Origin of the sequence: Pandoraea sp. XJJ-1 (assembly GCF_026802345.1) — a bacterium.
GTDB classification, from domain to species: Bacteria; Pseudomonadota; Gammaproteobacteria; order Burkholderiales; family Burkholderiaceae; genus Pandoraea; species Pandoraea cepalis.
On record NZ_CP113827.1, the window covers coordinates 1463045 to 1487023 of the forward strand.

Below are 23979 nucleotides of genomic sequence, written 5' to 3' on the forward strand. Positions count from 1 at the left end.
GCCATGACCCCGCCCATCATCGTGGTGACCGGCATGCCTTTCGAAGCGCGCATCGCGCGCGGCGACGGAGTGGTCGTGGTCTGCGCGCAAAACAATACGCTCGCGTCAGACCTGGAGGCCGCAATGGCACGCGACGGCGCGCGCGGGCTGGTGAGCTTCGGCACGGCGGGCGGTTTGAGGCCCGGCGTGGCGCCCGGTCGATGGGTGATTGCGCATAGGGTATTGGATATGCCGCAGCAGGCGCACGCGTATGTGTCGTGCGTGCGCTGGGCCGATGCGCTGCGACGTGCGATGCCCGACGCCTTGCACGCCGATCTGGCCGGGGTGACGGCCCCCGTCGTCAGGGCCGACGACAAGGCCGCAGTGTGGCGCGAGAGCGGGGCGGCGGCGGCCGACATGGAGTCGCACATCGTCGCACGCGTGGCACAGGCGCACGGACTACCGTTCGTCGCCGCCCGCGTGGTGATCGACCCGGCGGAGCGCTCGCTCCCCCCGGCGGCGCTCGCCGGACTTCGCAGCGACGGCTCCACCGATATCCTCGGCGTGCTGCGCTCGCTCGCCGTCAATCCGCTTCAATTGCCCTCGCTGCTGAGTGTCGGGAAAGACGCGAGCCGTGCCAAACAGGCCATGCGCCATGGACGCGAGGTCATCGCCCTCACACTGGGCGATGGCTTCGGCGCGGTGGCCGCGGGGATCTGATCGCCGCGTCGTTTCTTGCGCGCCTCATCAAGACGGCAATCAATAAAAATGCCAGCGCGTCGTTGCAGACGGGCTGGCATTTTTGCCTTCTGGCATACGCCATTACGTGTGCCGGTTCAAGCGTCCGACGATTGCTGGCCGCGTGCTTGAGCGCGTCCCTTCCACATGCCACCGCGACCGCGCCAGTGCTGTAGCGCCGAGTCGAACGTGAAGACGGTATAGAGCGCAGCGACGAGCGGCAGCAACGGGCCGAAGCTCGACGGCTGCCGGTAGAAGCGCAACATCGGCACGTAGGCCAGCGTCATCGCTATCCACGCAAAGAGGCCGAGCCATTGGGCGATGCCCGTGGCAAAGATCGTCATGACCGGCGGCACGATGAACGTAAGCAGCAGCGAGACGAGGGTGCCCGCAAGCAACACCGGCGAATACTGTAACTGCGCGTAGGCCGTGCGCGACACCATCTTGCGAATCTCGCCGAGGTTGTCGTACGGACGCACGCTCAGGGCGCGCTCGGTCAACCCCAGCCAGATCGCGCCTTGCCGCTTGAGCAGGCGTCCCATCGCGCAGTCGTCGATGATCTCGTCGCGAATGGCTTCGATGCCGCCACCGGCTTCGAGCGAGGCGCGATGGATCAACATGCATCCGCCCGCGGCCGCAGCCATGCGTTTCTTCGGATCGTTGACCCATGCGAACGGGTAAAGCATCTGGAAGAACAGCACGAACGCTGGAATCAGTGTGCGCTCGAACCAGGCGGTGCAGCGCAGCTTCGCCATCAGCGAGACGAGCACGCGGTCATCGCTCACCGCCCGCGTGACCAGACGGCGTACGTTCTCGGGGAGATGGGCAATGTCGGCGTCGGTGTGCAGGAGGTAGTCGGGGGCGACGCCATCGCCGTTCGTGCCCGGATCGCTCGCGAACGCGACCCCTTGGCTCACGGCCCACAGCTTGCCGGTCCAGCCGCCGGGCAGGGGCTGGCCGCTGAGCACATCCACGCGGCGCGTGAAGCCGTCCGCCGCTGCCCGCGCGGCGGCTTCGCGCGCGAGATCGGCTGTGCCGTCGCTGCTCTGGTCGTCGACGACCACGATGCGCAGCCGCCCGGCATAGTCCTGGCGGCACAGCGATGCTACGACCTGTCCGATCGATTCCGCCTCATTGCGCGCGGGAATGATCACCGCCACCGCAGGCCAGACGTCGGGCACAGGCAGACGGTCTTCATCCAGATCGTCGCGTTCGCGCGCACGCCAGAAGCCGCCCTGTGAGCTGAGCAGGTAGATCCAGATGCCCAGCGACAGCGCGGCGATCCAGGCCAGAACGGTCATGTCAGATATCCGGCGGAGCCAAACCAGGCGAGCGCGTCCTGCAGGCCCGCGGCGTAGGGACGGGCGCTGTAGCCGAGGTCGCGTTTCGCCTTCTCCGACGAGAAGTACATCTGATACCGCGACATCTTCAAGCCATCGACCGTGACGAACGGCTCCTTGCCGGTGAAGCGCGCGACGCCTTGCGCCGCCATCGCGAGCGGATAGAGCGGCCAGCGCGGCAGCGCGATCTTCGGAGCGCGGCGCCCCATCATGTCGGCGATGCCCGCCAGCATGTCGCGCAGCGGCACGTCGTCGCCGCCAAGAATGTAGCGCTCACCGATGCGGCCATGCTCCAGGGCGAGCAGATGGCCTTCGGCGCAGTCGTCGACGTGCACGAGGTTAAGCCCGGTATCGACGAACGCGGGGATCTTGCCCTGCGCAGCCTCGACGATGATGCGTCCCGTCGGCGTGGGCTTGATGTCGCGTGGTCCGATGGGCGTAGACGGATTGACGATCACGGCGGGCAGACCGTCGTGGGCGATCATTCGCTCGACCAGACGCTCGGCGGCGACCTTGCTGCGCTTGTATACGCCGATGGTCGTGGCTTCGTCGTTCGGGGAGGTTTCGTCGACGGGGCCGACGGCGTCGTGCACGCGCAGCGTGGCAACGCTGCTGGTGTAGACCACGCGCCCGACGCCCGCGCGCAGCGCGGCTTCCATCACCGTGCGCGTGCCGTCGATATTGGCCCGCATGATGTCGCTGGGGTCTTTCGCCCAGAGACGATAGTCGGCGGCCACGTGGAGCAGTGCATCCACGCCGGCAAGCGCGCGCTGCATCGACGCCGCGTCGCGCATATCGCCCTCCACGACCTCGACAGGAAGATCGGCGAGGTTCGCGCGTGGACTGGTGCCGCGCACCAGCAGGCGAACCTCGTGACCGCGCGCCAGCGCCGCGCGTGCTACCGCAGACCCGACGAACCCGGAGGCGCCGGTGACCAGGACACGCGACGGCATTTAGGCCTTGGCCCGGCGCAACTCGTCGAGCTTGATCTCGACGTGCTTCGAGAAGACGAACTCGGCCGGACGCTGCTTGGCGAACGAAACATCATCGGCCATCGCGCCGTCCGTGCGTACCCCCTTGAGCGCCACGCCCAGCGCGCGCAACGGGTGCGAGAGCGTCTCGTTCACGGCGGTGGCTTCGAAACCGCTGTGCACCATGCAGTCGGCGCACTTCTCGTAGTTGCCCACGCCGTACTTGTCCCAGTCGGTGGTATCCATCAGTTCCGTGTACGTCTTGGCATAGCCTTCGCCAAGCAGGTAGCACGGACGCTGCCAGCCGAACACGGTGCGCGTCGGGTTGCCCCACGGCGTGCAATGGTACGAACGGTTGCCAGCGAGGAAATCGAGGAACAGGCTCGACTGGCTGAACGTCCAGTTCTTGCCGCCGTTGCCGCGCTTGAGAATGTCGCGGAACAGTTGCTTGGTCTTCGAGCGGTTCAGGAAGTGCTGCTGGTCCGGGGCGCGCTCGTAGGCATAGCCCGGCGACACGGTAATGCCGTCGAGGCCCATTTCCTTCGTGGAATCGAAGAACTTGGCCACCTTTTCCGGGTCGGCGTTGTTGAACAGCGTGCAGTTGATGTTCACGCGGAAGCCACGTGACTTGGCCAGCTTGATGGCGGCCACGGCGCGTTCGTACACGCCATCCTGCGACACGGCGGCGTCGTGCATTTCACGGTCGCCGTCGAGGTGAATCGACCAAACGAAGAACGGGCTCGGCTGGTAGTCGTCGATCTTCTTCTCGAGCAGCAGCGCGTTCGTGCACAGATAGACAAACTTCTTGCGCGCGATGATGCCCTTGACGATCTCCGGCATTTCCTTGTGCAGCAGCGGTTCGCCACCGGCAATCGAGACCACCGGCGCGCCGCATTCATCCACGGCATCGAGCGAATCCTTGAGCGAGACGCGCTGGTTCAGAATGGGGTCCGGATAGTCGATCTTGCCACAGCCCGAGCAGGCGAGATTGCAGCGGAACAACGGTTCGAGCATCAGCACCAGCGGGTAGCGCTTGTTGCCCTTGAAGCGTTGTTTCATCAGATAGGCGCCAACATACGCCTGTTGCAGGAAGGGGATGGCCACGTTCGGCTCCTGTTCGTATTGCGTTAGCCGGCCAGCGCGTGATGCGCGGCGACCGGCTCGTCTTTGGTCAGTTCCGACGGCAGGCGAAACTGGATGGTTTCCTCGATGCCGTCCATGAGAGTCACTTCGACGGTGTCGATGCGACGCAGCGCGTCGATCACGTCTTCGACCATGCGTTCGGGCGCCGACGCCCCAGCGGTGATGCCGATGCGGGCCTGGCCGCGCACCCATGCCGGATCGACCTCGGTGCCGTCGGCCACGAGATAGCTCGGCAGCCCCATTTCGGCGCCGATTTCGCGCAGGCGGTTCGAGTTCGAGCTGTTCGTCGCACCCACCACGAGCAGCACGTCCACACGCTCGCACAGCTCGCGCACGGCCGTCTGGCGGTTTTGCGTGGCGTAACAGATGTCCTTGGTGTCCGGACCGACAATATCGGTAAAGCGACCTTGCAGCGCCGCAATGATACCGCGAGTCTCGTCGACCGACAGCGTGGTCTGCGTCACATACGAGACCGGGGTGTCGACGGCCAGCGGCAGCGCGTCGACATCGCGCTCGGTCTGCACGAGATGCACGGGGCCGTCGATCTGGCCCATCGTGCCCTCGACTTCCGGGTGCCCGGCGTGGCCGATCAGAATGACGTCACGCCCGGCGGACACGTAATTCTTGCCTTGCAGGTGCACCTTGGTCACGAGCGGGCAGGTGGCATTGAGCACTCGCAGGCCGCGCGTCTGTGCTTCCTGTTCAACGACGCGCGCCACGCCATGGGCACTGAAAATAGTGACCGCACCCGCGGGGGCTTCGGACAGCTCGTCGATGAAGCGCGCGCCCTTGGCCTTGAGCGAATCGACCACATGCTTGTTGTGGACGATCTCATGGCGCACGTAGACCGGGGCGCCGTATTTTTCCAGGGCGCGTTCCACGATCTCGATGGCACGTATGACACCCGCACAAAAACCGCGGGGTTGGGCAAGGAAGACTTGCATTCAGCTCTCCGGCTCAGGTCGGCCGGGATGACGGTTCCCATCGAGGTTGCATGTCCTGATCGCCATGGCCTCATGGCGCCCGCGGCACCAGTGCCAGTGGCAATTCGCGCGCACCCTTGGGGGGACCGCCGTCCGGTCGTTTGACAAGCGACGATTGTACCCGCCGCCGCCAAATGCTGCTGACCACTCCCGAGTCGAGAGACGTCAGTGCATATTTCGTAAATGTTGACGAATCGGCGCTTATCTGGATCGGATTTGCGCCGAAGGTGCCGCCAAGTCGCCACGGACACCCTGGGCCCGCCGGCACGGGATGCGGCAGGTGCCGTCAAGCCTTTGATTTTACTTGCCGAAACGCGCGTTCTTGTCGCGCAAGTAGGTGATCAGGCCGTCGATGCCGCCCTGGGCGATGCGCGCCTTGAATTGCGGTTGATACAACTGGATGAGCCATGCGTTGGCCACGTTCTCGCCCATCATGTTGATGTCGTAGATCTTCCACCCCTTGTCCGTCTTGGCCAGACGATAGGCCACCGACAGATTGTCGCCATTGCCGCTGACCGAGGCGCCCACCACCACGTCGCTGCTGTTCGCCGTGAGTTTGGCCGGCGTGAACTTGAACGAGATCTGGCTGCCGCGCACCTGCGAGAGTTGCAGCGCGAAGGTGTTCACGAGCAACTGCTGGAACTGCTCGAAGACCTGCTGCTGCTGCGCCGGCGTGGCCGCATCGAACGCCTTCGAGCCGACGGCGTAACGCGTGGTCCGATGGAAATCGGTATAGGGCAGGAAGTCGCGGGCCACAACACGCGCGGTGGCGGCGACATCGCCGTCGCGGGCCGCCGCGTCGGCCTTGGCCGCCTTGACGACGGTCTCGACCGCCGTCTTCACCATGTCGTTCGGATTGTTGCTGCTCGCCTGGGCCCAGGCGCCGGAAGCGACGCCGATACCGCTGAATGCGACGGCCGAGAGCGCCGTCACCAGAAATTTATTCATACCGTCTTCGTGGGTTTCAATCGGGTTGGCCGTAGTGTAGTTCACGCGGCCTTGTATACTGCTGCGATTTCGTAAATTCACCGTTTCCTTGTCTTCCATGAGCTGATCGACGGACTTCGTCCGCGATTGGTTCCCCGGTATCGCTTGATACATCGCGTTTCGTGACTTTTTAGAGAGCGGCGGCCGGGGCAGGGAGACCTCTACTCTCTTCCGGAACCGTTACATGCTGACGTCGCTCGTCGTGCGCATCGTCCGTTTTTCGGCGAAGCACGCGTACCTGGTCATTTTCGCTTCGCTCCTGCTCGTGATGGCGAGTTGCGTGTACGTCGCCAAGCACTTCGCGATCAACACGGATATCTCGGGTCTGATCGATCTGAATACGCCCGCCGCCGAGCGCGGTCGTGCCATCGATCGCGCTTTCCCGCAGAAGACAGACCTCACCTTGGCCGTAGTGCAGGCCCCGGCCGCCGAGTTCGCCGACCGGGCCGCCGCCGAGCTGGCCGCGAAGCTGGTGACCGAGACCGACGTGTTCCGGGCGGTGAGCCGTCCCGGCTCGGGGGAGTTCTTTGCGCACAACGCGCTGCTCTTCGCGCCGCTCGACGACGTGAAGTCGCTCACGGGCAAGCTGGATGACGCCAAGCCCCTGCTCAACCGTCTGGCGCAGGACCCGAGCCTGACCGGTTTGTCGAACCTGCTGTCGGTGACGCTGCAAACGCCGCTTCTCACCGGGCAAGTCAAGCTGCCGGAGATGGCGAACCTGCTCGGGGATGCGGCCGAGACGACCGAGGCGGTGCTTGCCGGGCGTCCGGCGGCCATGTCGTGGCGAGCGCTCGTCGCGCCCGACACCGTGGCCCGCAGCTACGTCCAGGTGCAGCCGAAGGTGGACTACGCCGCCCTCGAAGCCGGGGCGAATGCCGCGACGCGCATTCGCGAGGCGGTGGCCGACCTGAAGCTGGGTGAGCGTTATGGCGCGACGGTGCGTTTGACGGGCCCGCGCCCGCTGTCCGACGAGGAGTTCGCCTCCGTGCGTCAGGACGCCGGTCCGAACGCGGTCGTCACGCTGCTCGCCGTGCTGGTCGTGCTGTGGCTGGCGGTGCGCTCGGGCAAGATGATTCTCGCAGTGTTCATCACGCTGCTCGCGGGGCTGGCGGTCACATTCGCGCTCGGTCTGATGATGGTCGGCGCGCTCAACATGATTTCGGTCGCGTTCGCGGTTCTGTTCGTCGGCATTGGGGTGGACTTCGGCATTCAGTTCGGCGTGCGCTATCGCGAGGAGCGCCATCGCCTGGACCATCGGCCCGGAGTGTCGGGCGACGAAGCGCTCCACGGCGCGCTCACGGGGGCGGGCCGGGCCATTGCGATGCCGCTGTCGCTGGCCGCCGCCGCCACGGCCGCGAGTTTCTTCTCGTTTCTGCCGACCGATTATCGCGGCGTGTCCGAACTCGGATTGATCGCCGGCGTGGGCATCCTGTGTGTGGCATTCCCGTCGGCCATCACCTTGTTGCCGGCGCTCATCAGTGTGTTCAAGCCGAAGGGCGAACCGAGTCCGCCGGGCTTTCGCAGTCTCGGTCCGGTCGACGAATTCACCGAGAAGCACCGCAAGCCGTTGCTGTACGGCACGCTCGCCCTCGTGGTCGCGGGCCTGCCGCTGCTCGCCCATTTGCACTTCGACTTCAACCCGTTGCATCTGAAGGATCCGAACACGGAGTCGATGGCGACGCTGAGGGATCTGGCCAATTCGCCGGAGGCCGGGGTCAACGACGTGCAATTGCTCGCCCCGACGCTCGCCGCCGCCGACGCCGACGCCGCGAAGCTGCGCGCCGTGCCGGAAGTCGGTCGCGTGGTCACGCTCACGACGTTCCTGCCGGCAGAGCAACCCGCCAAGCTTGCGTTGATCGGCACGGCGGCCGAATCGTTGCTGCCGGTGCTTTCACAAACGCCGCTGGCACCGGTGGCCGATGCGGCGCGCGTGTCGGCGCTCAAGACCGCCGCCGGTCAGTTGGAGGACGCCGCGCTCGATCATCCGGGCGACGGCGCAAAGCCGGCGCAGCGTCTGGCCGCCGCGTTGCGCAAGCTCGCCGCGGCCGACGCCGCGACACGCGATCGCGCGGAGCGGGCGATCGCCGAGCCGTTGAAGCTCGCGCTCGGTCAGTTGCACGATGCCCTGCAACCGCATGCCGTGACGCGCGAGTCGCTGCCCGAGGACATCGCCTCGCAATGGGTGGCGGCCGATGGGCGCGCGCTCGTGAACATCTCGCCGCGCGTGGAGAAGGGCGCGGATCCGAGTGACGACGCCATGCTGCGCAAGTTCAGTGCCGCCGTGCTGGCGACCACCCCGGACGCCGTAGGGGGACCGATCTCGATCCTGCGCTCGGCCGACACGATCATTCGCGCGTTCATCGAGGCGGGGGCGCTGGCGTTGCTTTCGATCACCTTGCTGCTATGGCTGGCGCTGCGCAACTTTGGCGACGTGCTGCGCACACTGGTGCCGCTGCTGGTCTCGGCGGGCGTCACGCTCGAACTCAGCGTGTTGATCGGCCTGCCGCTGAACTTTGCGAACATCATCGCGCTGCCATTGCTGCTGGGCGTGGGCGTGGCGTTCAAGATCTACTACGTGATCGCGTGGCGTCACGGGCAGACGCGGCTGCTCGCATCGGGTCTGACGCAGGCGATCGTGCTGTCGGCCGCGACCACGGGCATCGCCTTCGGCAGCCTGTGGCTGTCGCATCATCCGGGCACGTCGAGCATGGGCAAGCTGCTGGCGCTCTCGCTCGTCTGCACGCTGATCGGCGCCGTGTTCTTCCAACCGGTGCTCATGGGCAAGCCGCGCAAGAAGCCGGCGCCGCCGCCAACAACCTGACGGCAGCGACGCAAGGCAAAACGGCACCGAAAGGTGCCGTTTGTCGCTTTGGATGCGCTGAATCGAGCGGGATAAACCGCCGTACTCACGTCGTCGAGGGCACCGCCTCAACCTTGCCGCCGAGACGCTCGGCCAGCGCCCGGCGAATCGATGCGGCGATGCCCGGGGCGTCGAGCCCGACCGACGCGAGTTGTTGCGCGGGCGTGCCCTGATCGATGTAGGTGTCCGGCAAGCCCAGTTGCAGCAGCGGGACTTGCACGCCATTGGCATTGAGCGCCTCGACACAGGCCGTGCCCGCACCGCCCATCACCGCGCCCTCTTCGAGGGTGACGACGAGGTCGTGCGTGCGCGCCATGTCGAGCAGCGTCGCGTCGTCGAGCGGCTTGACGAAGCGCATGTTGACGACACTCGCGTCGAACTCGATGGCCACCTGTTCCGCCGGTGCGACCATCGAGCCGAACGCCAGCATTGCCACGCGACGGCCTGCCGGGGCGGCGCTTCGGCGCCGTATCTGGGCCCGGCCCACGGGCAGCGTCGACAACCCCGATTCGATCGTTACGCCGGGACCGGTGCCACGCGGATAACGCACGGCGCTGGGGCCGTCGATCCCGAGTGCCGTCTGCAACATCTGACGGCATTCGTTCTCGTCCGCCGGGGCCATCACCACCATGTTGGGGATGCAGCGCAGATAGGCGATGTCGTAGGCGCCCGCATGGGTGGCGCCATCCGCGCCGACCAGGCCGCCGCGATCGATCGCGAAGACGACCGGCAGGTTCTGCAAGGCCACATCGTGGATCAACTGGTCGTAGGCGCGTTGCAGGAACGTCGAATAGATGGCCACGACGGGCTTGAGCCCTTCGGTCGCCAATCCCCCGGCGAAGGTCACCGCATGCTGCTCGGCGATGCCGACGTCGTAGTAGCGCTCGGGGAAGCGCTGCTCGAACGCGACGAGACCGGAGCCTTCGCGCATGGCCGGTGTGATCCCGATGACACGCGGGTCGGCGGCCGCCGCATCGCACAGCCATTCGCCAAAGACCTGCGTATAGGTCTTCGCCGACGCGGCACCCGGTGCGGCCGGGCGAATGCCTTCGCTCGGATTGAACTTGCCGGGGCCGTGATAGAGAACGGGATCGGCCTCGGCGAGCTTGTAGCCGCGTCCCTTGCGCGTGACGACGTGCAGGAACTGCGGCCCCCTGAGTGCCTTGATGTTCTCGAGCGCGGGAATCAGCGCGTCGAGATCGTGGCCGTCGATGGGGCCCAGGTAATTGAAGCCGAACTCCTCGAACATCGTGCCCGTGGGGGACACGAGGGCCTTGGCGTGCTCTTCGAGCTTGTGGGCCAGCTCGCGCATCGGCGCGGGCGCGTTGCGCAGCAACTGGCGCACGCTTTCCTTGCCCGCCGAGTAGAACTGCCCGGACATCAGCCGCGTGAGGTACTGATTGAGCGCGCCGACCGGGGGCGAGATCGACATGTCGTTGTCGTTGAGCACGACGAGGAAGGGCAGGTCGTCGTGGACGCCCGCATTGTTCAGGGCCTCGAACGCTTCGCCCGCCGTCATCGCGCCGTCGCCGATCACGGCAATGGCGTGACGCTTCTCGCCCTTAACGCGGCTGGCCAGCGCCATGCCGAGTGCCGCCGAAATCGACGTGCTCGAATGTGCCGTGCCGAACGTGTCGTAAGGCGATTCGTCGCGCTTCGGAAAGCCCGACAGTCCGTGCCATTGCCGAAGCGTTGGCATCGCCCCACGGCGACCGGTGAGGATTTTGTGCGGATAGGTCTGGTGTCCCACGTCCCACACGATGCGGTCGTTGGGCGTGTCGAAGACATAGTGCAGCGCGATCGTCAGTTCGACCGTGCCCAGGTTCGACGACAGGTGGCCGCCGGTGCGCGAGACGTTATCAAGCACGCAGGCGCGCAATTCGTCGGCCACACGGCGCAAGTCGGCGCGTGAGAGCGCACGCAGGTCGGCAGGGGAGGAGACGCTGGCGAGCAATTCGGTCATGGTCAAAGGTTCGTTCCCGCGCTCACTTCGCCAGCCGGGCGAAGGACGCCAGCAGGCGGTCGATGTCGGCGGCCGTGAGGTTGCCCATCGTCGAGATGCGGAACAATTCCTTCGACAGGCCGCCTTGGCCCGCGTAGATCACAAAGCCATCGGCCTTGAGCCAGTCGTGCAGACGCGGATAGTCGACCCCGGCGGGCAGCTTGTAGGCCCGCAGCACCACGGACGACTCGCCCGGCGGCAGTGCGCTGTCGATGCCCAGCGCGGCCAGACCGGCGCGCACCTGCTCGGCGAGCGCGCCGTAATGGGCGTGACGTGCTTGCCACCCCCCGGCGTCGTCGAGTTCGCGCAGCGCCTCCACGAGCGCGTAGTAGGCATGCACCGACGGCGTAAACGGCGTGTTGCGCTCGGCCTGAAGCTTGGCCAGGCGCGCGATGTCGAGGTAATACGTGCGGCTCGCGGCCTTGGCGAGGGCGTCCTTGCGCACCATCACGAACGACACGCCCGGCACGCCATGCACGCACTTGTTCGCGGTGGCGGCCACGGCCACGATACCGGAATCGTTGAAGTCGAGGGCCTCGGCGGCAAAGCTGCTCACGCCGTCCACCAGCAGGCCGATGCCGCGCTCACGGCATGCACCGGCGAGACCGGTCAGATCGTTCAGGCGGCCCGTCGTCGTCTCATGGTGGATGATCGCCACGTGGGTGTACGGACGATCGCCCGCGGTGTCGAGCTTGTCGACGATCTGTGCCAGGTCGGGCGCTTGCATCCATTCGAAATGGATGACGTCGTGATCGATGCGGTATTGCTTCGCGATCTGAGAGATGCGCTCGCCGTACACGCCGTTCTCGACGATCAGCAGGCGGCCGCCTTCCGGCACAAGGCCTGCCGTCATGCTCTCGACGGCGGCGGTGCCCGAGCCGGTCATCAGCACCGGCGTCCACACGGCCGGATCGAGGCCATACACGGCGGTCAGACGCGCGCGCGCTTCGTCCTGCAGGTCGAAGAATTCGGGCTCGCGGTGGCACAGATCGGGTTGCAGCAAGCTCTTGCGGACACGCTCGGTCAGCGTAACGGGGCCCGGATTCAGTAACAGCATGGCGAAGGTTCCTCGGCAGTTTTTTGAAAGGGGGACGCTCAGGCCGAAGCCTGCGCGCGTTGTGCAATGTGGTCCATCAAGCGCGACTTGACCGCTTCGGGCGTGACTTTCGGGCGTGGCAGCCCGTCAGGCGTTCCCGGACGCGTGCTCAGACAAGCGAAGCGCGGGCCGTCGTTCAGGCGGGCGGCGGGGGCGTCGAACAAGGCTTCGATGACGTCCAGCGTGTCGCCTTCGAGCGCGAGCGCGTAACCGCTGGCCGCTGCGACGCCCGCGAACGAGACCGTTGGCGAGACCGTAGCCTGTGCGCCGGTCGAGTCGTGCGACGCGTTGTCGAGCAGCAGATGCACGAGATTCGACGGCCCGTAAGCGCCCAACGTCGCGAACGCGCCCATGCGCATCAGCGCGGCGCCGTCGCCGTCGAGCGCAACCACGCGCAGGTCGGGGCGCGACAACGCGAGGCCCAGGGCCAATGTCGTCACGCATCCCATCGACCCGACCATGTAGAGCTGGTTGGCGCGGTCGTCGAGCGCGTAAAGTTCGCGTCCGCAAAAGCCGGTCGACGCGAGCACGACGGTGCCTTCGAGCGGCGTCTGGGCGATGATGCGCGCCAGGGCGTCGCGACGCGTGGGCAATTCGGCCGGCGCGACGTCTCGCATGAGCGATACCGGGGCGGGTTGCGCCGGACGCGCGGGGCGCTCGGCCGGTTGCAGCGGGAAGGGAGCGACGCTGCCCTTTTGCATCACGAGCGCATAGGGGCGGCCGGTCTCGTCCATGTGACGAACGGCACGCGCCAGCGCCGGTGCAATCGCCTCGGGTTCGGTCGGGAACAACTCCCAGGGGACTTCCATCAGGTCGAGCATCGCGGGCGTGATCGGGCCCATGAGCGCGTGTTGCGGCTCATCGGTAATGCCCGGCTGGCCGCGCCACGTCACGATCAGCAACTGCGGCAGACGGAAGGTCCACGTGAGCGAGGTCAGCGGGCTCACGGCGTTGCCGAGGCCCGAGTTCTGCATCATCGTGACCGCGCGAGCGCCATGGCCTTCACCGAGCGTTGCCCCGGCGGCGATGGCGACCGCATCGCCTTCGTTGACGGCCGACAGGTAGTGCAGCGTCGGGTCCTGCAGCACATAGTTGATGAACGGCGTGAGGAACGAGCACGGCACACCGGTGTACCACGTGAAGCCGTGCTGGCGTGCGGCTTCGACGAACTGTCCGGCCTCAATCATGCGGGGTCTCCGTCGCGGTGCCGCCCAACGGCGTCTGGCCATGCGCGAAGTCGGCCGCGTGGCGGAATTCGTCCATGTCGTTCACCCCGCGCCAGTGGCCGTGCACGTACTGCACTTCGATCCTGGCGCCGTCGGCGACGAGGGCGTTGATCAGGTCGGGCATGCCGAGCCCGTCGAAGTCCGCGCGGGCCTGCAAGGCCGCGAAGACGCGCAGCAACCGCGCGCGGGCGTCATCGCCTCGCACCCCCAGCAAGCCGATCCAGCGGCCATTGGGCGCACGCCCGGCGTGCGCAGCGTTGGCGCTGATCATCTCCAGCAGTACGCGCTGGCCGAACAGGCCGCGATCGTCGCCGGCGGAGCAATAGGCGAAGTCGCGCACGCTGGCGTTGGCCGCATGCGCGGTTGTCGCTGCCGTCGAGTCGACCGCCACGGTGAAGTCGGCCTCGCTCTCGACCAGATCGCGCACGATGTAGCTGCGGAACAGCAGGTCGCCGTACGAGACGACGGTGTCGTGCGCGAACGCGTTCGCCACGCGCGCGAGCGAGGCAAGCTCGCCGGTCTCGGCGTGACGCTCGTTGATCGCGAGCGTGATGCCCGCCGTGTCGATCGCGTCGGCGCGATAGCCGCCCACGACGGTGATGTCGTTCACGTTCTGCTTCTTGAAGCCGTCGACCAGCCAGCGCAGCAACGGCTTGCCTGCCACGGGAAGCATCACCTTCGGGCGGTCGGTCGTCACGCTCTCGAGGTTCTTGCCGCGGCTCGCGGCCAGCACGATGGCCGAGCGCGGCGCGTTCGCGGCCGACAGGTAGCGGTCCTCGGCTTCGCTGTATTCGGCGGTGTCCTGCAGGCGGAAGATCTCGTCGACGGTCGCGATGCGGTCTTCGACGTTGACGAGCGTCTCGCTGCGGTGAATCTCGGCCGCCACCGCCTGCATGGCCGACGTGGCCGAGCGAATCAGGTGATTCGCCCAGATGGCGACGCTGATGCCCGCTTCGCGGAACACGTCGGTCGGCGTGCTGTAGTACTTGGTCGGCACGATCACCAGCGGGCAGCGGCGGTCCCACTCCCGCGCGAACTGCACGATCTCGTCGGCACGGCTCAGCTTGCTGTGAATCAGGATGGCATCCGCGCCGGCCTGGCGATAGGCCTCGGCACGGCGCAGAGCTTCTTCCATGCCCCAGCCGGCGATCAGCGCTTCGACGCGCGCCACGATGGAGAAGTCGTCGTCGGCCTGAGAGTCCTTGCCTGCCTTGATCTTGCCGCAGAACTCGTCGATATCGGCGAGTGGCTGGCGTTCGCCGCCGATGAAGCTGTTGGTCTTCGGAAAGACCTTGTCTTCGATGCACACGCCGGCCACGCCGCGTTGCTCGAGCTTGCGCACGAGGCGGCGCATGTTGTTGAAGTTGCCGTAGCCGGTGTCGCCGTCGAGCAGGATGGGCAACTGGCTGGCGTCGGCCATGAATTCGAGGTTGTCGACCACCTGCGTCCAACTCGCCTCGTTGTTGTCGCGCACGCCGAACTGCGCCGAAATCGCGAGTCCGGACGCCCAGATGCCCTTGAAACCGGCTTCGCGCACGATGCGCGCGGACAGGCCATTGTGGGCTTCCATCAGGAATTCGAGCTGCGGGCTGCGCAGCATGTCGCGCAGTTGCGACGCACGGGTCGCGACCGGCGGAGGAGCGAATGTGTCGGGCGCGTTCATTCGGACACCATCGTGAGCGGTTCGAGTTGTGGCAGCACCTGGTCGGCGGCGCGCTTCACATCTTCAGGGTAGTCGATTTCGATCCAGGGGAAGCCCGTGACGTCGGCCGTTTCGAATTGCGCGCCGCGCTCGAGCAGCAAATCGCGCACGGCTTCCTCGTGCGGCAGCTTGGCGCGACCCGATTCGACGTAATCGCGCGTGATTTCCGCGAGGCGCGTGGCCGTCGCTTCGTTGAACCGGAAGAAGCCGACCGATTCGCCGACGGTGTCGTAGTCGAGACCGACCATGACCTGCTTGCGCAACTCGACCGGCACGCCGTTGCGCAGGCACAGCTTGACCGGCTCGTCGCCGACCTCGAAGTCGCGGTCGATGAGCAGGCGGTTTGCCGTCTTGCCCGCGACGAGGGCGTTGAAGATGCGCTGGTCGTAGAGCACGTCGGCATCCATGACGAGTACGTCGCCCCCCGCTATCATGGCGTCGGCGGCGGTATGCAGCGTCAGCACGCTGCCCAGATGAAACTCGGAATTGAGACGGATCTGCGGACGCGGCGTCCAGTTCAGCCGCTCGATGGCCTCGCTCACTTGCTCGTGATGGAAGCCGAGCGCCAACACGACGTCGGTGATGCCGGCGGCGGCCAGCATGCGCAAGTGGCGCTCGAGCAACGACATGCCGTCGAACTCGAGCAGGCACTTGGGCGACTGCCTGTCTTCCGGCTGGAGCAAACGCAGGCCCATGCCTGCTGCGAGAATGATGGCCCGCATGGTCGATATCCTTCTTTAAAGCGGTGCGGTATCGGTGGCGGCAGGCAGCGACGCGCTGACTTGCGCGGCCCGCTGGCGGCGCCAGCCGCGTTCGGAGAAATGCAGATAGACGAGGCCGGGCACGCCGAGCAGCAGCTCGCGCGTACGCTTGGCCAGCGAGAGGGCCAGCGCGGCGTCGGCCGGCAGACCCACGAGCTGGGCGAGCAGCAGGTACCCGCCTTCCTGCACGCCGAGTGAGCCCGGCACGAAGAACGCGGCGCCGCGAATGGCCTGCCCGAGGCTTTCGAGCAGCAGGGCGTCGACCCAGCTGACCGGGTACCCGATGCACTGCAGAATCAACCAGACCTCCCCGGTGCCGACGATCCAGCCCACGAGACTGAGCGAGAAGCTTGCGAGCACCTCACGGCGCTGGCCGTACAGGCGTTGCACGATGTCGTCGACGGCGTCGGCCCGGTCGAGCAGCGACGACCAGTCGCGCTTGGACGACAGCTTCGGGAGCAGGCGAAACGCCCAGCCGAAGAGGCCGCGCCGCTGCGCCGCGTAGAACGCATAGAGCAGCGCGGAGACAAGCGCGGTGGCGAGCAGCATCGGCAGCCATAGGCTGTCATGGGGGCGGTGTGTGGCGCTGATGCCGAAAACGGCCAGTCCCAGGAGCGCAAACACGATCTGCGCCACGGCTTGCAGCGTCGTACTGACGGTGATGGCCGCTGCGGCTTCGCGTCCGGCCATCCCGCGCTGCTTCATCTGGCGCACCATCGCGATCGGCCCGCCGATCTGTCCGGCGGGTAACAGGCTATTGACCGACTCGCCCACCCAGCGGGTGAGCGTGGCGCGGCGCAGCGAGCACGATTTGGCGACCAGCACCTGGATGGCGGCGGCGTCGAGCAGCAGCGGCACGAGGTGAAACGCCGCGACAGGCAGGAGACCCCAGCCGGCGACGGCCAGCGTGGACATCACCGATCCCGCGCCCTGCCAGATCAACAGGGCGACGAAAAGGGCGAAGCCAAGGGTGAGAGAGACGATGGCAGTCCGGTTCATTTAGCGTTTCGTCCGTCCCAATAGCTGACGAAACACTTGCCGGAATCCAAAATAGGCGACCGCGTCTTTCATGTTCGAGATGAAGCGCTGCCACGCGCCCATGCGCGGATCGGTCACATACTCGAACGTGAGCGAGATGCGCTCCTCGTTCTCGCCGAGCGGTGTGATGCGGTGATGCAGTTTGTCTCCGTCGAAGAACACCAGCGCGCCGGGTGGATACGCGACGGCACCATCGACTTGCGGCACGCCGGGGTTGCGCGTGTGAAGACGGTATTCGAGCAGGCAGCTCGATTGATCCACCACACCCAGCAATAGCGTGTAGCGGCGGCCCTTGTAGTAGGACGTGTCGTAATGCCAGCCGATGTGATCGCCAGGACGCGTGTAGTAGTAAAGCGCGTAGGCGTGCGGGTCGTCCTGCGGCGACGGCAGCAGCTTCTCGCCAGCCAGACGCTCCAGGAAGCGCATCAGCGCCGGCGAGCGGTACAACTCGGCCACGAACGGGGCGTGCTCGTCGAGCGTGTGGCGGCTCACGCTGCCCCCCTGCTTGTGACCGGGCAGGTAGTTACGGTTCACGTTCGGTGTCACCGCGCGGGCGGCGGCGATCAACGGTTGCGTGACGGCATCGGGCAGGAACGTCTCGAGATAGACGAAGGCGTCCTGCGATTTGAATTCGCGCGTGAGCGCGTCGACGTCGATGGCGTCCAGCGCCCGTTCGATGTCGGCATCTGCCGTGAAAGCCGTGCGCGCTGGCGGCGCGACCGGCGCCGCAGCCGACGGTTGGAGCTCCTCGCGCATCTCCGCCGGCAGCGGGCGGCGCATTGCGCGCACGTAGTCGACGATCACCAGCAGCGCGAAGAGCGGCGCGCCGATGGCGGCGGCGATCAGGAAGCCGCGCGTGCCGTCGAACAGCGTGACGAGCGGCATCAGGTAAAGCACGTCTTCCGTCTCGAACCCGCCGAGGCGCGCTTGTGTCGTGCCGGCCTTGCCGACACGTTCCTCGATGCGCATGCGCAGGAAGAAGATCAGGGCGACGGCAACCCCGGCCATCCAGCCGAGCAACGAGGCAGACAGCGGCAGAGGCACTGCATACTGCCCCGGAGCACCGGCCGCCACGCCCATGCCGATACCGCCAAACAGCAGCACCGTGACGAAGGCGTCGGACGCGAGATCGTAGAAGTGGCCGAGACGGCTCGTCTTGCCGCTGACGCGCGCCAGTTCGCCATCCGTATGATCGATGAAGTTCGACAGCACGAGCAGCACGGCGCCCAGGTTGGCCATCGCATAGCCGCCCTGCGCGAATGCCCATGCGCAGGCGAGGCCGACGATCAGGCGCAGCGTCGTGAGGTGGTTCGGCGTGATGCGTGTGTCGGCCAGCGGTGTGACCATCCACCGCGCGAGCCGTGCATCGTATTGGCGCGGACGCGGTGGCACGGCGCGTGCGGTTTGGCTTGTGGCTGGCGCAACACCCGGCGCCGGAATAGTTCTCGGTATCGTTTCCATGAGAGGGAAATATATACCCATAAGGCAGCACCGTGCAGCGCACGCAAAGCGCTGGACCGACCGCGACAACCATGGCGATTCAGGACACCGACGCGCGCGCAATGCTTGCACTGCGCCTGCGTGCCAAGCGTTGCGCGCGTTCCGCGCATCTCGCCCAATGCGTTTTTATACCTGCAATTACCGGCGCATTTTGATTGTGATTATATTCCGCAATGCCTCATTTCGCATTCCAGGCAGCGGGCGTCGGGTCGAAGGAAAATCGACGTGTCGTCGGGATAGCGGGGTCGGGACGATGCGCGGATAATGACGGGCTTGTTCGTCTCATGCTGCGGCGTAACACGACCGCACAATTCCCCATGTCCCAAACGATTGCCATTCTGACCGGTGCATCCCGTGGTCTCGGCGCGGCGTTCGCGCGCGGTCTGCTCACCCCCGGCACCCATCTCGTGACGCTGGCCCGTCGCACGGACGACGACCTTGCGACGCTGGCCAGCGCGCAAGGCGCGACGCTTGAACAAGTGGCCGTCGATCTGGCCGATGCCAATACCGCAGCGCAGGTCGCCGAACGCATCTTCGCGGCACTACCGCGCGATGCCTCGCGATACCTGCTGATCAATAACGCGGGCACGGTCCATCCGGTCGCGAATGCCGCGGCCCTCACGGACCCGGCGGCCATTGGCGCGGCGTTCGCCCTGAACGTCACCGCCGTGATGCTGCTCACGGCGCGCTTTCTCGCCGCTACGCAGGGACTCGCGGCCAAGCGACAGATCGTGAACATTTCGTCGGGCGCAGGCCGCAATCCGACCGCCGGCTGGTCGGTGTACTGCGCCACCAAGGCCGCACTGGACATGTACACACGGGTGGTCAACGCGGAGCATCGCGAGCACGGCGTTCAGGCCGTATCGCTCGCGCCCGGTGTGGTCGATACCGGCATGCAGGAGACGATTCGCAGCAGCAGCGTGGAGAGTTTTCCGGCACTGGCGCGTTTTCAGGACCTCAAGGCCAGCGGCAAGCTGTCGTCGCCGGACGCGGTGGCGCAGCGAATTCTGGCGCTGACCGAGCGCGACGATTTCGGTCAGACCGAGATCGACGACATCCGCCACTACGCCTGATCCGACCCGGCCGTCGCACACGACTGCGGTTGCGGTTCGGCGGGCAAGCACGGAAAAAAGCACCGGGCGGCGTTTCGCCGGCCGGTGCCATCCCGTTGCCGAAGCCGTCGGCGCGCCGTGCGGCCTACTGCTCGGTACTGGTGATGAAGACGCTGCCGTTGCGCTCCGGTGCGTACAGAATCAGCGTTGGCGCATGAATGTCGAAGGCGCGCTCACACGCCTCCCCATACGAATCGAACTGCACGGCCCAAGCGCCGTTGCGCACGTAACAGTGCGTGATGGTGTCGGTGCGCCGATCGAATTCCTGACCGAGAAACACACCCTGCGTGTAACACCAGACGACAAACCCGTGAAAGTCGGCCTGCTCCGGTGCCCGAAACACGCGCCAGCGAGCATCATCGCGCGCCGCCTGACGCGCCGTCGCGCCCGCTGCCCAACGCTCGAAGCCGTCGTGTCGTTTGCGTTGCTCCATGTCGTCGTACCCCCTTTTGGGTGAACCGCCCTTCGGGTGCCGAGATTCGACATCCCCGGGACGCGTTTCCATAGTCGGAATTTGTTCCGGGCATTTCTATCAGGCAATTCCGAAAGACGGCAGGGAATTTCTCCAAAGGGGAACGCGGCGGACGTCGTCAATCGTAGTGAATCGCCAGCCAGACGGTGGTTTCGCCCGGCGTCGTCCAGGCGACACGATGCTGGCGATGCGCGGCAATCGCGACGGCGTCGCCGGGCTTCAGTACGAGTGTCTGGTCGGGCGTGTCGGCGAAGGCCAAGCCCGCACCGCCCGAGAGCAGCACCACCCATTCGTGCTGCGCCTGGTCATACCAGAAGCCTGGGGGAGAGGCCTGCCCGGTCGAGACAATGCGCTCGACACGCATCCCGTGGTGCGCAAGCAGCGTAGTGAACTGCTCGGCTGCGGTCGAATCGGGAGACGACGGCAGGCCGGCAAATAGATTCGTATCGGGTATCAGGGGCGTATTCATCGGTGCGGAGCGTTCTCTCGTCTGCGGGGGGTAGAAAGCATACACGCGGGCCCCGAGCTCAGTCGTCCAGTGTCTCGTGCACGGCGGCGTCGCCGCGTCGCCAATAGGCGGCCGCCTTCACCCATTTCGGGTTGAGCCCACGAGCGTCGACGAGATGGCGCCGCAAGGCCTTTGCCACGCCGGCCTCGGCCGCGACCCAGGCATGCACATCTCCAGCGGGCAGTGTGGCCACGCAGAGCGCGTCGATCAGTGCGGTGCTTTGACCGGCCGGCGTGCCTTCGCGATAGAGCCATTCGACCACGACGTCGGCATCGCTGGCGAAGCGCAGGCGGTCGGCCGGACTGTCGATTTCCGCGAAGACGAACGCCAGCGCGCCGGCCGGCAGTTCGGCCAGACGCCGCGAGATCGCGGGCAGCGCCGTGTCGTCGCCGATCAAGACATAGCCGTCGAAGGTCATGGGAATGACGAGCGAGCCGCGTGGACCGCCCACACCGATGCCGTCACCCGGTTGAGCCGAGCGCGCCCACTGCGTGGCGGGGCCGGAGTCGTGCATCGCAAAATCGATCACCAGGGTTTGCGACGCCGCGTCGTACCGGCGTGGCGTGTAATCGCGCATCAGTCGTGGTGCGTCGCCGGGCGCGGGCTTGGCGACCCCTTGCGCGCCGACCTGCGGGAGCACCAGTTCGCCGGTCGCCGGGTCGGGGAAGAACAGTTTGACGTGGTCGTCGAAGCCGGGGCTGGTGAAACCTTCGAGATCGTCGCCACCCAGGGTCACGCGCAGCATGTGCGGCGTGAGCTGTTCGACATGGCGGACTTCCAGCCGACGCAGGCGAAGTTCGTGGCGCACGCGCTGCGGTGTGCGATCGGGGATGACCGGCGGTGCTGCGTTATCTCTCATCAAAGTCGCTCCAGTTGTTGCGCCGCCGCGTCGAGAATGGCGGCGAATGCGTTGGCCTGTTCGGTCGAGAGCGGCTCGCCGCCCAGGCGCAGATGCACGGCGTATTTGAAGTTGTGCAGCGCGCGCATGACCTGCGGCGGCATGTCTTCCGAACGCTCACGGCGCGTCGTCAGCCGTGCGAGCAGTTCCGTCACCGCGACCTCGTTTTCCGCCAGATAGACGCGGCCGGTATCGGTGATTTCGTATGACTTCCGTTGGCTGTCGCCGGTGTTCTCCTGCACACGGAGATAGCCCATTTCTTCGAGCAGCGTGAGCGTGGGGTAGACCACACCCGCGCTCGGGCTGTACGTACCGTTCACGCTCTCTTCGATGGCTTTGATGAGCTCGTAACCATGGCGGGGTTGCTGCGCAATCAGATGCAGCAGCACGAGCCGCAAGCCCCCATGACCGAAGAGGCGGCCGCCACCACGTCCGCCCCTGCCGCCGCGCTCGCCGCGCCCTTCGTCGCCGCGTCCGAAGCGGGCGTCACCGTATCCCTCGCCACTGCCGCGCCGTCCATGGCGCCCACCGCGCCGGTCGTCGCCAACCTCCATGCTGTCCAGGTCCAGCGGGCCTCGGCCCATGAAATCGCCACGTGATCCACGCATGATGCGACTCCTTATCGATGTAGTTAAGATGTGTTTACGATATATCTAAATTGCATCTAAAGCAAAGCTATTTTTGTGAAGATCACGTCGGAAGGGCGGGGAATGACCGTGGGGCGGGGGACGGCAGGGTATTACGGAGTATTACGGGAGGGTTTCGCGAGGTGCGGAGATTGGATCGAAATGCGCATTTCGACAGGTTGGCGCCGTGCCGGGTTCGGCACGGACGCGGTCGGACAATCGATGGGGAAGCAAGCGCCCCAGCGCGCTCAGCGCCGGGGCGGCGGTGCTTATGGCATCTGCGGCAGATCGGTGCCGAGCCACTTGCGATAACGCTTGTTCAGCTCGCCGTTGGCTGTATTGCGCGTGACGAAGTCGTTGATCGCCGCGAGCAGTTCCGGCTGATTGGGACGCAAGGCGATGCCCATCGCCTGTTGCAGCAAATTGAATTTCGGCTCGAACTGGCCCGGTGCTCGCTGACGAATCGCGTTCGCGACCGTCACCGAGCAACCGATGGCATCGACCTGCCCGGTGAGCAGCGCCTGCATGGCGGACGCGTCATCGTCGAATCGACGGATCTCGGTGCCTTCGGGCGCCGTCTTCGTCACGGCCATGTCCTGGGTACTCGCGCGCGCGACGCTCACGCGCAAGCCTTTCAGATCGGCGGCGGACTTGATGGGCGCGCCGGTCTTGCCGAGCAGCACAATGGTCGCGGCGGCGTAGGGTTTGGAGAACTGCACCTGCTTGGCGCGCTCCGGCGTGATGGCGAGCGACGCGACCAGCACATCGACCTTGCCGCTGAGCAGATAGGGAATCCGGTTCGGTCCCGTCACCGGCATGATGTTGACCTTGACCCCCAGATCCTTCGCGAGCAGTTTTGCCACGTCGGCGTCGTAACCGTCAGGCTGCATCTGCGCGTTCGTCGTGCCGTACGGCGGAAAGTCGATGAGCATGCCAACATTGAGCGTGCCCTTCTTCCTGATGTCGGCCACGGTCTGCGCGTGGGCAGGCGTGGAAAACAGCGTCAGGGTGCTCGTGAGCAGTCCGCCCAGGGTGCCGCCGAGCGATCCGACGAAACCGGCCGGCATGGCCGCCACGCCGAGCGCGGTGAGAAAGCCGCGACGCGAGCGAAGGTCGGGGGTGCCTGGAACGTTTTGCCGGCTGGCCGGATGCGTAAAGGAATGGGGATGCCGAACTTGCACAGGGTGACGCGATAACTTGCGAGTCATGCTGGGTCTCCTGAGGCTGCGAAGGCGTTGCCGGAATGCTGAGGTGGGGTGCGAGGCGAACGTCTCGCGGCCGTCTGACGGTTAACCCGAGCGATGGTAGCGGGCGGTACAAGACGCGTCCACTCCGCACAAACCCCAGCGAAAACCCTGAGTCTCGCACGAGCGGCGCCGTGTCGCGACAGTGATGAGGACGACGAAATCAGTGTCTCGGCGTGCGCGAGACGGGAAGATGAGGACGAAAAAAACGGTGCCGAAATTCGGCACCGTGTTCAGGCACTGCTTGCCCGGTCCTGGCAAATCACGTTGCCGTGGCTGCCACGGCGACGCGAGCGCTGGACTTACTGGGCGGCGTCCTTGACCTTCTTCAGCGGGCGAACCTTCACGCGCACCGACGCCGGCTTGGCCGGGAACCAGCGCTCTTGGCCCGTGAACGGGTCCTTGCCGAAACGCTTCGCCTTGGCGGCGATTTGTTGCGACGTGACCTTGAACAGGCCGTGCAGCGTGAATTCGCCGACACCCTTCTTGTGCAGCGAGCTGACGATGGTGTTCTCGAGCGCGGCCAGCACTGCCTTGACTTCCTTCACGGCGACTGCCGATTGCTCGGCGAGGTGGGCTGCGAGCTGGGTCTTGTTGAGTGCGTCCTTGATCGGCGACACCTTCCCGTTGGCGGCTGCCTTCGGAGCGGCCTTCACGGCTGCCTTCGGGGCGGCCTTCGGTGCTGCCTTTTTCGCTACCGGCGCCTTCTTCGCTGCCGGGGCTTTCTTTGCCACAGGGGCCTTCTTTGCTGCTGCTTTCTTTGCCGTTGCCATATCGATCCAATCGATGAGAA

The 23979-nt window shown here is 66.0% G+C and carries 21 protein-coding genes and 1 pseudogene; 3 read left to right on the top strand and 19 right to left on the bottom strand.

Annotation, left to right across the window (positions count from 1 at the left end; all coding sequences use genetic code 11):
* Nucleotides 1-3 precede the first annotated feature (3 nt).
* Nucleotides 4-699: a phosphorylase gene (locus tag OYT13_RS06630; protein ID WP_268567499.1), complete on the top strand. Its 696-nt coding sequence runs from the start codon at nucleotides 4-6 to the stop codon at nucleotides 697-699.
* A 116-nt stretch (nucleotides 700-815) separates the two neighbouring features.
* Here the strand turns inward: OYT13_RS06630 and OYT13_RS06635 are convergent, their stop codons facing one another.
* From OYT13_RS06635 to OYT13_RS06655, 5 genes are all read right to left on the bottom strand, one after another.
* Nucleotides 816-2018: a glycosyltransferase gene (locus OYT13_RS06635; RefSeq protein ID WP_261938920.1), complete on the bottom strand. Its 1203-nt coding sequence runs from the start codon at nucleotides 2016-2018 to the stop codon at nucleotides 816-818.
* A complete protein-coding gene (hpnA, locus tag OYT13_RS06640) occupies nucleotides 2015-3010 on the bottom strand; it encodes a hopanoid-associated sugar epimerase (RefSeq protein WP_268567500.1) in 996 nt (331 codons plus the stop codon). The genes OYT13_RS06635 and hpnA overlap by 4 nt, the downstream gene beginning before the upstream one ends.
* Nucleotides 3011-4132 (bottom strand): adenosyl-hopene transferase HpnH, encoded by a 1122-nt coding sequence (gene hpnH, locus OYT13_RS06645; RefSeq protein WP_130025324.1) that lies wholly within the window; start codon nucleotides 4130-4132, stop codon nucleotides 3011-3013.
* Nucleotides 4133-4155: 23 nt separating this feature from the next.
* Nucleotides 4156-5115, bottom strand: coding sequence for a 4-hydroxy-3-methylbut-2-enyl diphosphate reductase (ispH, locus tag OYT13_RS06650; protein ID WP_017235476.1), 960 nt, complete (start codon nucleotides 5113-5115; stop codon nucleotides 4156-4158).
* A 339-nt stretch (nucleotides 5116-5454) separates the two neighbouring features.
* A complete protein-coding gene (locus OYT13_RS06655) occupies nucleotides 5455-6102 on the bottom strand; it encodes an MlaC/ttg2D family ABC transporter substrate-binding protein (protein ID WP_150563770.1) in 648 nt (215 codons plus the stop codon).
* 223 nt (nucleotides 6103-6325) lie between these two features.
* Here OYT13_RS06655 and OYT13_RS06660 point away from each other — a divergent pair, with 223 nt between their 5' ends.
* A complete protein-coding gene (locus tag OYT13_RS06660; RefSeq protein WP_268567501.1) occupies nucleotides 6326-8962 on the top strand; it encodes an MMPL family transporter in 2637 nt (878 codons plus the stop codon).
* Nucleotides 8963-9047: 85 nt separating this feature from the next.
* On the opposite strand, the gene dxs is transcribed toward OYT13_RS06660, so the two are convergent.
* The 8 genes and pseudogenes from dxs to OYT13_RS25230 form a co-directional block, all read right to left on the bottom strand.
* Nucleotides 9048-10964: a 1-deoxy-D-xylulose-5-phosphate synthase gene (gene dxs, locus OYT13_RS06665; RefSeq protein WP_286797150.1), complete on the bottom strand. Its 1917-nt coding sequence runs from the start codon at nucleotides 10962-10964 to the stop codon at nucleotides 9048-9050.
* 22 nt (nucleotides 10965-10986) lie between these two features.
* The gene (locus OYT13_RS06670; RefSeq protein WP_268567503.1) at nucleotides 10987-12060 is read right to left on the bottom strand and encodes a 2-aminoethylphosphonate aminotransferase; all 1074 of its coding nucleotides are present in this window, start codon (nucleotides 12058-12060) and stop codon (nucleotides 10987-10989) included.
* Between the two features lie 38 nt (nucleotides 12061-12098).
* Nucleotides 12099-13286: a phosphonopyruvate decarboxylase gene (gene aepY, locus OYT13_RS06675; protein WP_261938914.1), complete on the bottom strand. Its 1188-nt coding sequence runs from the start codon at nucleotides 13284-13286 to the stop codon at nucleotides 12099-12101.
* Nucleotides 13279-14988, bottom strand: coding sequence for a phosphoenolpyruvate mutase (gene aepX / locus OYT13_RS06680; RefSeq protein ID WP_261938913.1), 1710 nt, complete (start codon nucleotides 14986-14988; stop codon nucleotides 13279-13281). The genes aepY and aepX overlap by 8 nt, the downstream gene beginning before the upstream one ends.
* The gene (locus OYT13_RS06685; protein ID WP_261938912.1) at nucleotides 14985-15749 is read right to left on the bottom strand and encodes a phosphocholine cytidylyltransferase family protein; all 765 of its coding nucleotides are present in this window, start codon (nucleotides 15747-15749) and stop codon (nucleotides 14985-14987) included. Before OYT13_RS06685 ends, aepX begins: the two co-directional genes overlap by 4 nt.
* A 15-nt stretch (nucleotides 15750-15764) precedes the next feature.
* Nucleotides 15765-16787, bottom strand: a complete 1023-nt coding sequence (locus tag OYT13_RS06690) for a flippase-like domain-containing protein (RefSeq protein ID WP_268567504.1) — start codon at nucleotides 16785-16787, stop codon at nucleotides 15765-15767.
* Nucleotides 16788-17582 (bottom strand): HalD/BesD family halogenase, encoded by a 795-nt coding sequence (locus OYT13_RS06695; RefSeq protein ID WP_268567859.1) that lies wholly within the window; start codon nucleotides 17580-17582, stop codon nucleotides 16788-16790.
* A pseudogene (locus OYT13_RS25230) lies at nucleotides 17559-18287 on the bottom strand (CDP-alcohol phosphatidyltransferase family protein); the annotation flags it as partial. The gene OYT13_RS06695 and the pseudogene OYT13_RS25230, both read right to left, overlap by 24 nt.
* 356 nt (nucleotides 18288-18643) lie before the next feature.
* Here OYT13_RS25230 and OYT13_RS06705 point away from each other — a divergent pair.
* Nucleotides 18644-19399: an SDR family oxidoreductase gene (locus OYT13_RS06705; RefSeq protein ID WP_150563762.1), complete on the top strand. Its 756-nt coding sequence runs from the start codon at nucleotides 18644-18646 to the stop codon at nucleotides 19397-19399.
* A gap of 124 nt (nucleotides 19400-19523) precedes the next feature.
* Here the strand turns inward: OYT13_RS06705 and OYT13_RS06710 are convergent, their stop codons facing one another.
* The 6 genes from OYT13_RS06710 to OYT13_RS06735 form a co-directional block, all read right to left on the bottom strand.
* On the bottom strand, nucleotides 19524-19871 hold the full coding sequence (locus OYT13_RS06710) for a hypothetical protein (RefSeq protein ID WP_017233744.1): 348 nt from the start codon (nucleotides 19869-19871) through the stop codon (nucleotides 19524-19526).
* A 157-nt stretch (nucleotides 19872-20028) separates the two neighbouring features.
* Nucleotides 20029-20379 (bottom strand): cupin domain-containing protein, encoded by a 351-nt coding sequence (locus tag OYT13_RS06715; protein WP_261938909.1) that lies wholly within the window; start codon nucleotides 20377-20379, stop codon nucleotides 20029-20031.
* 58 nt (nucleotides 20380-20437) lie between these two features.
* Nucleotides 20438-21277 (bottom strand): siderophore-interacting protein, encoded by an 840-nt coding sequence (locus OYT13_RS06720; RefSeq protein WP_261938908.1) that lies wholly within the window; start codon nucleotides 21275-21277, stop codon nucleotides 20438-20440.
* Complete coding sequence (locus OYT13_RS06725; RefSeq protein ID WP_150551914.1) at nucleotides 21277-21924, bottom strand: PadR family transcriptional regulator; 648 nt, start codon at nucleotides 21922-21924, stop codon at nucleotides 21277-21279. Before OYT13_RS06725 ends, OYT13_RS06720 begins: the two co-directional genes overlap by 1 nt.
* A gap of 287 nt (nucleotides 21925-22211) precedes the next feature.
* Nucleotides 22212-23009, bottom strand: a complete 798-nt coding sequence (locus OYT13_RS06730; RefSeq protein WP_261939898.1) for a transporter substrate-binding domain-containing protein — start codon at nucleotides 23007-23009, stop codon at nucleotides 22212-22214.
* A gap of 479 nt (nucleotides 23010-23488) precedes the next feature.
* Complete coding sequence (locus OYT13_RS06735) at nucleotides 23489-23959, bottom strand: HU family DNA-binding protein (protein WP_017233739.1); 471 nt, start codon at nucleotides 23957-23959, stop codon at nucleotides 23489-23491.
* Nucleotides 23960-23979: the final 20 nt, after the last annotated feature.